General features: G+C 70.3%; 13 protein-coding genes. 6 read left to right on the plus strand and 7 right to left on the minus strand.

All coding sequences use genetic code 11. The features are described from left to right. The first annotated feature begins 2 nt into the window (after positions 1-2). Complete coding sequence (locus tag KZC52_RS12795) at positions 3-767, plus strand: SDR family NAD(P)-dependent oxidoreductase (RefSeq protein WP_247624425.1); 765 nt, start codon at positions 3-5, stop codon at positions 765-767. Positions 768-803: 36 nt separating this feature from the next. After that, complete coding sequence (locus KZC52_RS12800) at positions 804-1,634, plus strand: SDR family oxidoreductase (protein WP_247624426.1); 831 nt, start codon at positions 804-806, stop codon at positions 1,632-1,634. A gap of 115 nt (positions 1,635-1,749) precedes the next feature. Here the strand turns inward: KZC52_RS12800 and KZC52_RS12805 are convergent, their stop codons facing one another. The 3 genes from KZC52_RS12805 to KZC52_RS12815 form a co-directional block, all read right to left on the minus strand. Beyond that, a complete protein-coding gene (locus KZC52_RS12805) occupies positions 1,750-2,499 on the minus strand; it encodes a sulfite exporter TauE/SafE family protein (RefSeq protein ID WP_247624427.1) in 750 nt (249 codons plus the stop codon). Positions 2,500-2,506: 7 nt separating this feature from the next. Next, positions 2,507-3,145: a bifunctional 4-hydroxy-2-oxoglutarate aldolase/2-dehydro-3-deoxy-phosphogluconate aldolase gene (locus KZC52_RS12810; RefSeq protein ID WP_247624428.1), complete on the minus strand. Its 639-nt coding sequence runs from the start codon at positions 3,143-3,145 to the stop codon at positions 2,507-2,509. Positions 3,146-3,221: 76 nt separating this feature from the next. Further along, positions 3,222-3,692, minus strand: a complete 471-nt coding sequence (locus KZC52_RS12815; RefSeq protein ID WP_247624429.1) for a hypothetical protein — start codon at positions 3,690-3,692, stop codon at positions 3,222-3,224. Between the two features lie 70 nt (positions 3,693-3,762). On the opposite strand from KZC52_RS12815, the gene rlmN reads away from it, so the two are divergent. After that, a complete protein-coding gene (rlmN, locus tag KZC52_RS12820; RefSeq protein WP_247624430.1) occupies positions 3,763-5,064 on the plus strand; it encodes a dual-specificity RNA methyltransferase RlmN in 1,302 nt (433 codons plus the stop codon). Here the strand turns inward: rlmN and KZC52_RS12825 are convergent. Continuing rightward, entirely contained in the window at positions 5,013-5,639 is a 627-nt protein-coding gene (locus KZC52_RS12825) for an NAD(P)H-dependent oxidoreductase (RefSeq protein WP_247624431.1), read from the minus strand. The two genes, rlmN and KZC52_RS12825, sit on opposite strands and share 52 nt — an antisense overlap. Before the next feature lie 66 nt (positions 5,640-5,705). Between KZC52_RS12825 and KZC52_RS12830 the strand changes: the two genes are divergently transcribed. The 3 genes from KZC52_RS12830 (at position 5,706) to KZC52_RS12840 (ending at position 9,057) form a co-directional block, all read left to right on the plus strand. Then, entirely contained in the window at positions 5,706-6,281 is a 576-nt protein-coding gene (locus KZC52_RS12830) for a TetR/AcrR family transcriptional regulator (protein ID WP_247624432.1), read from the plus strand. 84 nt (positions 6,282-6,365) lie between these two features. After that, complete coding sequence (locus KZC52_RS12835) at positions 6,366-7,883, plus strand: DUF4407 domain-containing protein (RefSeq protein ID WP_247624433.1); 1,518 nt, start codon at positions 6,366-6,368, stop codon at positions 7,881-7,883. A 160-nt stretch (positions 7,884-8,043) separates the two neighbouring features. Then, the gene (locus KZC52_RS12840) at positions 8,044-9,057 is read left to right on the plus strand and encodes an aldo/keto reductase family protein (protein WP_247624434.1); all 1,014 of its coding nucleotides are present in this window, start codon (positions 8,044-8,046) and stop codon (positions 9,055-9,057) included. A gap of 143 nt (positions 9,058-9,200) precedes the next feature. On the opposite strand, the gene KZC52_RS12845 is transcribed toward KZC52_RS12840, so the two are convergent. The 3 genes from KZC52_RS12845 to KZC52_RS12855 form a co-directional block, all read right to left on the minus strand. Then, the gene (locus KZC52_RS12845; protein ID WP_247624435.1) at positions 9,201-10,406 is read right to left on the minus strand and encodes an aminotransferase class V-fold PLP-dependent enzyme; all 1,206 of its coding nucleotides are present in this window, start codon (positions 10,404-10,406) and stop codon (positions 9,201-9,203) included. A gap of 82 nt (positions 10,407-10,488) precedes the next feature. Continuing rightward, a complete protein-coding gene (locus KZC52_RS12850) occupies positions 10,489-10,998 on the minus strand; it encodes a glycine cleavage system transcriptional repressor (RefSeq protein ID WP_247624436.1) in 510 nt (169 codons plus the stop codon). Positions 10,999-11,255: 257 nt separating this feature from the next. Then, a complete protein-coding gene (locus KZC52_RS12855) occupies positions 11,256-12,323 on the minus strand; it encodes a PLP-dependent cysteine synthase family protein (protein ID WP_247624437.1) in 1,068 nt (355 codons plus the stop codon). Positions 12,324-12,327: the final 4 nt, after the last annotated feature.

Consider the following 12,327-nt stretch of genomic DNA (forward strand, 5'->3'; position numbering starts at 1 on the left):
CCATGCAGATCAGTGGACAGGGCGCGCTCATCACCGGAGGCGCCTCGGGTCTGGGCCTCGCCACCGCACGTCGGCTCGCCGCCGACGGCGCCCACGTCACGATCATCGACCTCTCGACGTCGAAGGGCGCCGAGATCGCCGACGAACTCGGCGGACTCTTCGTGCCCGCCGACGTCACCAGCGTCGACGAGGTGCAGGATGCCGTCGCCCAGGCGCAGGCCGTCGCCCCGCTGCGCGTCGTGGTCAACTGCGCCGGCATCGCGCCGCCCGCGAAGGTGCTCGACCGAGACGGCAACCCGGCCGTGCTCGCCGACTTCGAGCGCATCGTGCGCATCAACCTCGTCGGCACGTTCAACGTGCTGTCGCAGGCATCCGCCGTCATCGTGAAGAACCCCGTCGACAGCGACACCGACACCCGTGGCGTCATCGTCAACACCGCCAGCGTCGCCGCCTTCGACGGCCAGATCGGCCAGCCCGCGTACGCCGCGTCGAAGGGTGGTGTGCACGCGATGACCCTGCCGGTCGCCCGCGAGCTCGCCCGCTACGGCATCCGCGTGGTCACCATCGCCCCCGGAATCATGGAGACCCCCATGCTCATGGGGCTGCCGCAGGCCGCGCAGGACTCCCTCGGCCAGCAGGTGCCGCACCCCTCACGGCTCGGGCGCCCCGACGAGTACGCCGCCCTCGTGCAGCACATCGTCGAGAACGACTACCTCAACGGCGAGACGATCCGCCTCGACGGCGCGATCCGCATGGCGCCGAAGTAACCCGCCCGCACCGGCATCCGACCCAGAAGGAGACCCATGTCACTCGCAGGAAAGACCATCCTGATGTCCGGCGGCAGCCGCGGGATCGGACTCGCGATCGCGCTGCGCGCCGCAGCCGACGGCGCGAACATCGCCATGCTCGCGAAGACCGACACCCCGCACCCCAAGCTCGAGGGGACGATCCACACCGCGGCCGAGCAGATCCGCGCGGCCGGCGGGCAGGCGCTCGCGATCGTCGGCGACGTGCGCGACGACTCCGACATCACCGAGGCCGTGATGAAGACGCAGGGCGAGTTCGGCGGCATCGACATCGTCGTCAACAACGCCAGCGTCATCGACCTCTCGCGGTCGCTCGACCTCGATCCCAAGAAGTACGACCTGATGCAGGACGTCAACGTGCGCGGCACGTTCATGCTGTCGCGCGCGGCCGTGCCGATGCTGAAGGATGCCGAGAACCCGCACATCCTGTCGCTCTCGCCGCCGCTCAACCCCACGCCGAAGTGGCTCGGTGCGCACACCGGGTACACGCTCGCGAAGTTCGGGATGACGATGGCGACGCTGGGCCTCGCGGCCGAGTTCGCGCGCGACGGCATCGCGGCGAACACGCTCTGGCCGCGTACGACCATCGCGACCGCGGCGGTGCAGAACCTGCTCGGCGGCGACAAGGTCATGGCCGCGAGCCGCACGCCCGACATCTACGCGGATGCCGCGTACCAGGTGCTCCTGCAGCCCGCCGGCTCGTACACGGGGCAGACGCTCATCGTCGAAGACGTACTCGAGGCTGCAGGGGTGACCGACTTCTCGGGCTACGCCGCGATCCCGGGGACCCCGGACGCGGCGCTGTTCCCCGACATCTTCCTCGACTGACCCGGGCCGTCGCGCGGGGGACGCTTCGACAGGCTCAGCGACCCAGTTTCGGGACCGCGCGCCGCCGCTCGTTACTGGGTCCCTGAGCTTGTCGAAGGGCCCCGCCCCGTGACGCTCAGAAGAGCAGGTACACCGCGCCGAGCACCGTGAGCACGATGACGATGCGGTCGAAGAGCCGCTGATCGAGTCGCTTTGCGACGGCGAGCCCGATGAGCGCGCCGATGACGACGAGCGGGGCGAGCGCGGCATCCATCAGCAGCACCTGCCCCTCGAACAGTCCGAGTCCCGCGAGGAACGGCACCTTGACGAGGTTGATGATCGCGAAGAACCACGCCGAGGTGCCGAGAAACACCTGCACCGGGGTGCGCGTCGCGAGGAAGTACATCGACATCACCGGGCCGCCGGCGTTCGCGACCATCGTCGTGAACCCGCCGAGCGTGCCGTAGGTGCCGGCGAGCAGAATGCCGCCGCGGTCGGGGGCCACGGCATCCGCCCTGTTCTGCTGCCACCGTCGCCAGAGCGTCACCGCGATCATGACCAGCAGGATGACGCCGATCGCGCGTCGCACGACGCCGTCACCGGTGAGCGCGAGGAACGCGAAGCCGGCCAGGAGTCCCAGCACGACGGTCGGGGCGAGGCGCAGTAGCGTCGGCCAGTGCGCGTGCCGACGGTAGGCGATGAGCGCGAACACATCGCCGACCATCAGCAGTAGCAGCATGGCCGCGGTCGAGGTGCGCGCCGGCAGCACGGCCGCGAACAGGGTGATCGCGAGGATGCTGCCGCCCGGAAGCGCCGTCTTCGAGATGCCGATCGTCACCGCGGCGAGGGCCAGCGCGGCCCACGCCCACGGGTCGAGGGCGATCACCGAGACGTCAGGCGCGGACGGCCGCGAGGGCGGCGGCGAAGCGAGCGGAGCGCTTCTCGATGTCGGCCCAGTCCTGGGCCTTGAGCGAGGCGCCGTTGGCGAGGTCGCCTCCGGCTCCGACGGCCACGGCACCGGCAGCGAACCAGTCGGCGAGGTTGTCGGGGTTCACACCACCGGTGGGCATGAGGGGAGCCTCGGGGAACGGGCCGCGCAGGGCGCCCAGGTACGAGGGGCCGCCGAGCGACGCGGGGAAGATCTTGACGACGTCGACGCCGAGTTCGAGCGCGCCCATGACCTCGGTGGGGGTCATGGCGCCGGTCATCACGACGCGGCCGGTGTCGAGCATGCTGCGCGTGAGGTGGGGGAGCGTGCCCGGGCTCACGAGGAACTCGGCGCCCGCATCGGCGGCGAGGGCGGCCTGCTCGGCGGTGGTGACGGTGCCGGCGCCGACGTAGGCGGCGTCGCCGTGCCGGGCGATGAGCTCGCGGATGACGGCGGGCGCATCGGGGGTCGAGAACGTGACCTCGATACCGGTCACTCCGCCCCGGATGATGGCCTCGGACGCCTCGAGGGCGAGCTCGGGGGTCGAGGCGCGGAGCACGGCGAGGACTCCGGTGGCGCGGGCACGGGTGAGGCGGTCGGACATCATGCTCCTTGTGGTGGGGGTCGTTCTATTCTCGCCGACGCCAACTTGTCATTACAACGGGCGCGTCCGGGCCCGCTCAGGCACGCCAGGCGTCGATCAGGTCCTTCGACTCCTTGAGGCCGAGGCCGGCCTCCTCACGCAGCAGCTTGATCGCGGCGATCTGCTGCTCGGCGGAGACGAGTCTGTCGATCTCGGCCACCGCCTCGGACGGCAGCGAGGCGCGCAGCGACCCGACGTCGTGGAAGACGGGCGGCTGGATCGGGATCGCGGTCGTCGCGGGGGCGGCGCCGACCCGCCAGTGGTCGATGCGGCGCTTCGCGGACTGCAGGCTCTCGCCGGTGTGCTCGCGCAGGGTCTTGATCGCGACGATCTTGCTGTCGGCGCGCACCAGATCGTCGATCTTCGCGACCACTTCGGGGGCGATCGGCACCGGAACGCCCGGGGTGACCTCGGGCACCTTCGGCCGCATGCCCCGCAGGGCTGCGGCCACGATGGCGATCACGATGATCGCGCCGACGATGATCCCGATGATCCACACGAAGTCCATGCCGGTCAGTCTAGGCAGGGGCCCCGACAGTCCAGCCGTCTCCCACCCGCTCGCCGGTACCCTGGAAGGTATGACCGAGAACCCCCGCACGCGCGAGACGCGCCCCGCAGCATCCGCGTCCGCCCCCGAGGGTCGACCCGCCCAGGGCAAGGTGCGCACCACGGGCCCCACCCAGGTGCGCCCGGCGACCGAGGGCTGGACCCAGCAGAAGGACGCCGAGGGGCGCCCGCTGCTGCAGTTCGCCAGCCCCAAGCGCGGCAAGCCGCCCGTGCACCTCGCCGACCTCACGCCCGAGGAGCGCGTCGAGAAGGTGAAGGAGCTCGGCCTGCCCGGCTTCCGCGCCAAGCAGCTCGCGACCCACTACTTCCGGCACTACACGTCCGACCCCGCGCACATGACCGACCTCCCGGCCGGCATCCGCGACGAGCTGGTCGCCGGCATGCTGCCCCCGCTCATGACCGAGGTGCGCCGTCTCGAGACCGACCGCGGCGACACGATCAAGTTCCTCTGGCGCCTGCACGACGGGGCCCTCGTCGAGTCGGTGCTCATGCGCTACCCCGGCCGCATCACGCTCTGCGTGTCGAGCCAGGCCGGCTGCGGCATGAACTGCCCGTTCTGCGCGACCGGCCAGGCGGGCCTCACGCGCAACATGTCGACGGCCGAGATCGTCGAGCAGATCGTGCGCGCCAACCGCCTGATCGCCGAGGGCGGCCTGGGCGGCAAGAAGTCCGACGACCACAGCATGGAGCGCGTCTCCAACATCGTCTTCATGGGCATGGGCGAGCCGCTCGCCAACTACAAGCGGGTGATGGATGCCGTGCGCATCATGGTCGCCCCGCAGCCCGAGGGGCTCGGCATGAGCGCCCGCGGCATCACCGTCTCGACCGTCGGCCTCGTGCCCGCGATCAGGAAGCTCGCCGACGAGGGCATCCCGGTCACCTTCGCACTGTCGCTGCACGCGCCCGACGACCACCTGCGCGACGAGCTCATCCCGGTGAACTCCCGCTGGAAGGTCGACGAGGCCCTCGACGCCGCCTACAACTACTACGAGAAGACCGGTCGCCGCGTCTCGATCGAGTACGCGCTCATCAAGGACATGAACGACCACGCCTGGCGCGCCGATCTCCTCGCCGAGAAGCTCAACCAGCGCGGTCGCGGATGGGTGCACGTGAACCCCATCCCGCTGAACCCGACGCCGGGGTCGATCTGGACCTCCTCGGAGAAGGACGTCACGGCCGAGTTCGTGCGCCGCCTCAACGATGCCGGCATCCCGACCACCCTCCGCGACACCCGCGGCAAGGAGATCGATGGCGCCTGCGGTCAGCTCGTCGCGACGACCGAGGACGAAGCGGCCTCGGCCGCAATGGCCTGACCGCGCCGCGCATCGCGGCGCCCGTCCGCGGCGCCGAGCCGTTCGGCATCCTCGAGCCAGCGCCCGATCCTCTCGGGTGAGGCGTTCTTGACGCCCAGCATCCGGTGCGCGCGCACCGATCGGATGCCGCAGAACCGCATCGTGTTGCGCACCACCTGGCGCTGCGCCGGCAGTCCCGTGAAGGGTGCCGCGTACCAGGGGGTGTCGGCGAGCAGCAGCAGGCGTCCGTGCGGTGCGGTGAGCAGACCGATCGGCAGCCCCTGCGGCGAGTAGCGGTACTCCTGCTGCGGCAGCAGGGCGCGATCGAAGAAGCCCTTGAGCAGCGCCGGCACCGACCCCCACCACAGCGGTGTCGCGATGACGATCGTCTGCGCCTCGGCGAGGGCCCGCTTGGCGTCGAGCAGGTCGGCTTCGAGGGTCATGCGCTGCCGGTATCCGAAGCGCAGGTGCGGGTCGAAGTCGAGGTCGCGCAGGGCGAGCACGCGGGCATCGCCGTGACCTGTGGCGTAGCGCTGTGCGAGCGAAGCGGTGAGGGATTCGGCGTACGGGTGGCCGTCGATCACGAGAGCGGTCATGCGTCGGTTCCAATCTGGACAGTGTCAAGCAGGTGGACAGTGTCAAGATAGGAGACAATGTTGCGCATGTCAAGTTCGAAGACGGGGTACCACCACGGCGATCTCGCGCGCGCCCTCGAAGACGCCGCGATGCAGTTGCTCGAGCGGATGCCGGCCGCCGACATCAGCCTGCGCGAGGTCGCTCGCGCCGCCGACGTCAGCCACAACGCGCCATACCACCACTTCTCCGATCGCCTCGGTCTGCTCAAGGCGATCGCCGAGCGCAGCATGGCCGATCTGCTCGCCCAGGTGCAGAACGCGACGACGGATGCCGCGACCCCGCGGGCGGCGCTCGCCGCGGGCGGCGAGGCCTACATCCGCTTCGCCGTCGAGCATCCGCATGCCTTCGACGCCGTCTACGACCCCACGGTCTGCGTGCCGGGCTCGCCCACCGCGACGATGGCCCCGCTGATCGATGCGCTCGAAGGAGCGCTCGCCGCAGCGGCCGCCGCCACCGGACTCGACCGCCCCACCGACGTCGTCGCGCTCTGGGGCCTCATCCACGGCCTCGGCACCCTCGCCGCCGCCGGGCACTTCGGCCTCGACGACGCCCTCGCCTCCTACGAGGCTCTTCTGGGCAGGCTGCTGCCCGCCGGGGTGTGATCCGGAGCGCGCCCCTGCCGAACCTGGGAGCCGTCAAAGGCTTCTTCCACCGTGCGCACAGGCGACCTTTCGTAGATTGTCGGGATGCCCTATTCCGCCCACCGACCGGGTCGCTTCGACTCGCAGGGTCGGATCATCATCGACGGCGACCCGAACGCCGCGACGGATGACCTCGACTTCCTGCGCGAGTACGAGCCCACAGGTTCCGCCGACGAGCCGTTCATCACGGACTCCGCCACGCGCGAGACCCCGCGCCCGGAGACCGCCGACGACTCGGCAGAAGCGGATGCCGCGGCATCCGCGCCGTCGAAGCCTGCCCGCGCGCCGCGCCCGCCGCGCGAGCGCAGGCCCCGCGCGCCGCGCACCCCGGGCTCGCGCCTGCGGCAGCTCGCGATCCTCGGCGGGGCCGAGGGCGAGATCCTCGACCGCGTCCCCGGCGAGACGCCGCGCTTCGTGCAGATGTTCTTCGTGCTCGCCGGCACCGCCCTCGTCTCGGCGATCTCGATGCTGTTCGCGCTCACGACCGGTGTTGGGGCCGCGATCTGGCTGGCCGTTCCGCTCGCTCTCGTCTGGGCGCTCATCATCTTCAATCTCGATCGCTTCCTCACCTCGACCATGGCGTCGACGCGCAACGTGTGGCGCCTCATCGGCCTCGCGATCCCCCGAGTGATCATGGCTGCGATCATCGGATTCGTGGTCGCCGAGCCGCTCGTGCTGCAGGTGTTCCACAACGACATCGCCCGCGAGGTCGCCTCGACCAACATCACGCAGTCGCAGACCGACCAGGAGGCCCTCGAGTCCGGCCCCGAGAAGATCGCTCTCGACGCCGCGACCGCCAAGGTCGCCGAGCTCGAGAACCAGGCGGCGACGGGCATCGTGGCGGGAACCGATTCGTCGTCGGCATCCGAATCCGCCGCCCAGGCGACCGTCGACGACCTCACGACCAAGCTCGCGGATCAGCAGACCGTCATCGACCAGGCCCGCGCGCTCTACCAGTGCGAACTCACCGGCGAGGGCGCGGGCACGGTGCCCGGCTGCACCGGGGTGAACGGCGAGGGCGCGAGCTCCGACGCCGCCCAGGCCCAGCTCGCCCAGGCCCAGCAGACCTACGACGGCCTCGCCGAGCAGCTGCGCGTCGCGAACGAGGAGCTCGCCACGGCCGGCACCGCCGCGAAGGAGAACACCTCGACCTCCGAGGCGACGAACCGCCAGACCGCGCAGGACCAGCTGCCCGCCGCACGCGACACCTACGACCAGGCGCTCGCGGCCTACAACGCCCGAGCGGACGCTGTGGCGCAGGGCAACGCCGGAGCGACCGGCCTCCTCAGCCAGATCAGCGGGCTGAACCGCCTGAGCGAGAAGGAGCCCACGATCCTCTGGGCGCACATCCTCATCGCCGCGCTGTTCTTCATGATCGAGCTGCTGCCCGTGCTGGTGAAGGTGCTCACCTCGTACGGCGACCCGAGCCTCTACGAGAAGGCCGCGGCGATCCGGAAGCAGGTCGCGCTCGATAAGGTCACCGCTGAGGGCTTCGCCGATCGCGCCTCGATCGTGCAGACGCAGTCGGCCGCGGTGACCGAGACGGCGGCGCGCACGAGCTGAGGGGTTTCATCCCCCGGTGAGGGGTCAAGACACGCCGCAACGGATGCCGAGTGAGCGGCGTGTCCTGACTCCTCGCGATGGCGGCGGGTTCTCAGACTCGGTCTGAGACCGGTCACGGAAACCGACCCGCGGTGTCGGCGACCGGCGCTAGCGTTAGAACATGGTCAACTATCGCTATCTCGGCAACAGTGGTCTCAAGATCTCTGAGATCACCTACGGCAACTGGGTCACCCACGCCTCTCAGGTCGGCGACGACGCCGCCGTCAAGACGGTGCACGCGGCGCTCGACGCCGGCATCACCACGTTCGACACCGCCGACACCTACGCCAACACCGCGGCCGAGGTCGTGCTCGGCAAGGCCCTCGAGGGGCAGCGGCGCGCAGGCCTCGAGATCTTCACCAAGGTCTACTTCCCGACCGGTCCCAAGGGCCCGAACGACACCGGCCTCAGCCGCAAGCACATCATGGAGTCGATCAACGGCTCGCTGACCCGTCTCGGCACCGACTACGTCGACCTCTACCAGGCGCACCGCTTCGACTACGAGACCCCGCTCGAGGAGACGTTCCAGGCCTTCGCCGATGTCGTCCGCCAGGGCAAGGCGCTCTACATCGGTGTCTCGGAGTGGACGGCCGAGCAGCTGCGCGAGGGCCACGCGCTCGCCCAGCAGCTCGGCATCCAGCTCATCTCGAACCAGCCCCAGTACTCGATGCTGTGGCGCGTCATCGAGGGCAAGGTCGTTCCGGCCTCCGAAGAGCTCGGCATCTCGCAGATCGTCTGGTCGCCGATGGCGCAGGGCGTGCTCAGCGGCAAGTACCTGCCCGGTCAGCCCGTGCCCGAGGGTTCGCGCGCGACCGACCCGCACAGCGGTGCCGACTTCATCAAGAACTTCCTGCAGGACGACATCCTCACCGCGGTCCAGCGCCTCAAGCCGATCGCCGAGCAGGCGGGTCTCACGATGCCGCAGCTCGCGATCGCCTGGGTGCTGCAGAACCCGAACATCGCGGCAGCCCTGGTCGGAGCATCGCGCCCCGAGCAGCTCGCCGACACCGTCAAGGCATCGGGAGTGAAGCTCGACGCCGACACGATGGCGGCGATCGACACCGCCCTCGGCGACACCGTCAACCGCGACGCCGAGCACACCTACTCGACCTCGCCGAAGACCCGCCTGGTCTGAGCATCCGCGTCTGACGCACACGTACGAGGCCCCCTGTCGCACACCGCGGCAGGGGGCCTCGTCGTGTGGGAGGGGCTTCGGGGATTGAAGCCGGGGGCGATGGGTCTCGGCGCCCACAGACGCGGCGACGGTGTTGCGGACGGTCAGCGGATGCCGGCGCGCGCCACGAGCCACGGCACTGCGACATCGACGAACCGCTCGATGTCGGATGCCTCGGTGTAGAGGTGCACCGAGAGCCGCACGTACCCGGCGCCTCCGAAGCTCGTGAATGCGGTCTCGATGCCGGTCGCGGGGAGGATCTCGGCGCGCAGCGCATCCGCCTCTTCCCGGGTCGCCCCCAGCCCGCGCGGCAGGCGGATCAGTCGCATCGACGGGACCGGCGAGGGGACCGGCGTGAGCGGTTCCGCATCGGCGAAGCGACGGAACGCCGCCGCGATCGCCTCGGCCCCGGCATCCGCCATCTCGGTCATGGCCGTGCGCGTGCGCTCCCACCCGATCTCGCGCTCGACGAACTCGATCGCGGTCGGCGTCGCGAGATACCCGGTCGCGTCGATCGTGCCCTGGTAGTCGAAGCGCGAGGGGAAGGGATCGTGCGCGTTCCACGAGTCGATCAGCGGCCAGAGGTCGTCGCGATCCGCGGCGGTCGTCACCAGCAGCGCAGACCCGCGCGGCGCGCACGGCCACTTGTGCAGATTGCCGAACCACCACGTGCCGCCCGCCGCCGACGCGGCATCCGGGAGGAGGCCCGGCGCGTGCGCACCGTCGATCAGCGTGCGCGCACCGTGGTGCGCGGCGATGTCGGCGATGCGTCGCGTCGGCATCAGCCGTGCCGTCGGCGACGTGATCTGATCGACCACGACGAGACGCGCACGATCGCCGATTTCGGCGGCGAATCGGTCGACGACCTCGTCGTCGGAGGCGAGCAGCGGGATCGCCACCGTGCGGACGGTCGCACCCGTGCGGCGCGCCAACCGCTCCGCGCCCATCGTCACCGCGCCGTATCCGTGATCGGTGACGATGATCTCGTCTCCGGGTTCGAGGTGCATCGCGTTGTAGACCACGGTCGCCGCGGCCGAGGCGTTCGGCACGAAGGCGACGTCATCGGCGCGCGCACCCACGAAGGGTGCCGTGCGCTCGCGGGCCTCGCGCGTGCGCTCGCCGAGAGTCGGAAACCACGCGACGGGATTGAGGTCGCCCTGGCGGCGCAGAGCATCCTGATGCTCGATCACGGCGGTCGGCGGAGCGCCGAACGATCCGTGATTGAGGTGCACGATCGCGGGATCGAGGGGCCACGCGTCGCGTGCCCGCGCGAACGAACGCAGCGCCACGGGAGCGGGGAAGGCTGTCATCGCGGGGCTTTCCACATTCTGTTGTCTGCTCCTGCCGGTCATCCGGGCGGCGCGGGCGAGAGGCGCGCGGCGCGCGAACCCGTCAGGCGAGTGTGATGTCGACCTGGATCTCCGCCGCCAGCTTCTCGAGGTCGGTGCGCAGCGCATCGAGATCAGCGGATGCCGGCACCGTCGCCGTGACCGTCGACTCGAACAGGCGCCCACCGGCCATCGCGGCGTCGCGCGTCTCGGTGTCCATGCTCGTGATGCTGAGGGCGTGGGAGGTCAGAACGCCGGAGATCTCGTGGACGATCCCCGCGCGGTCGTTGCCCAGCACCGAGAGCGAGATCGAACTCGCGTCGCGGTGGGCCGCGGCATCCGATCCGGTGTGGATCGTCACCGTGAGCAGTCCGGTCAGGGCGCGCAGCGCGGCCTGCAGTTCGGCGACCCGATCGGCGGCCACCGAGACCTCGATCACCCCGGCGAAGGTGCCCGCGAGCTCGGCGAGGCGGCTGTTCTCCCAGTTGCCCCCGTGGGCATCGACGGCATCGGCGACGGCGGCGACGAGGCCCGGACGGTCTGCACCCGCGACGGTGAGGATCAGAGTAGTCATGGGGTCAGCGTAGTCGGCGGGGCGCGAGCGGCCCGGGCCTAACTCAGGAAGAACGGATGCCGGGGCGCGTGAAACGGCCCGAATCAGCCGATTTCGACACGATGTTCCTGAGTTGGGTACGGGGCGTCTCGGGGTGGGACCCTTCGACAGGCTCAGGGACCCAGTCTCTGGGGCCCTTCGTCGCGCTGCGCTCGCTCAGGAACCGGGTCTGGGCAACGGCCCCTGAGCGAGGAGCGCAGCGACGAGACGAAGGGCGCTCAGTCGGCGAGCTCGGTCCAGAGGCCGGTGTCGAGGAAGCCATCGAGGCGGGCGCGGTGCGGGGCGAGGTCCCAACCCTGCGCCGCGACCCACTCGTCGGAGTAGTAGGTGCCGGCGTAGCGGACTCCGCTGTCGCAGATCAGGGTCACGACGCTCCCGGTCTCACCCGCGGCACGCATGCGCGCGATCAGCTGGAAGGCGCCGTACAGGTTCGTGCCGGTCGACCCGCCCGCCCAGTGCAGGGTGCGCTCGCGCAGCAGACGGATCGCCGCGATCGAGCCGGCGTCGGGCACGCGGATCATCTCGTCGATCACGCTCGGAACGAACGACGGCTCCACGCGCGGTCGACCGATGCCCTCGATGCGGCTCGGGTGCCCGGCCGGAGCATCCGGAGTTCCCGCCCAGCCGTCGTAGAACGCCGAACCCTCGGGATCGACGACCGCGATCTCGGTCGTGTGCCGCCGGTAGCGCACGTACCGGCCGAACGTGGCGCTCGTGCCGCCGGTCCCGGCGCCGACCACGATCCAGCGGGGGATCGGGTGCCGCTCCTGCGACAGCTGGCTGAACACGCTCTCGGCGATGTTGTTGTTGCCGCGCCAGTCGGTCGCGCGCTCGGCGTAGGTGAACTGGTCGAGGTAGTGGCCGTGGCAGTCGGCGGCGAGGCGGCGGGCCTCGGGCGACATGTCCTCGGCGCGGTCGACGAAGTGGCAGGTGCCGCCGTAGAACTCGATGAGGTCGATCTTCTCCTGCACGGTCGAGCGCGGCACGACGGTCACGAACGGGAGCCCGAGCATCCGGGCGAAGTACGCCTCGGAGACGGCAGTCGAACCGCTCGACGATTCGACGAGGGTCGTGTCGCCCCGGATGAGTCCGTTGACGAGGCCGTAGAGGATCAGCGACCGCGCCAGGCGGTGCTTGAGCGACCCGGTCGGATGCACCGACTCGTCCTTCAGGTACAGGTCGATGCCCCACTCGGCGGGCAGCGGGAAGACGTGCAAGTGGGTGTCGGCACTGCGGTTGGCGTCGGCCTCCAGCAGAGCGATCGCGTTGCTGGTCCAGGAATCCACCGTT

It is taken from the genome of Microbacterium galbinum (assembly GCF_023091225.1).
GTDB lineage: Bacteria > Actinomycetota > Actinomycetes > Actinomycetales > Microbacteriaceae > Microbacterium > Microbacterium galbinum.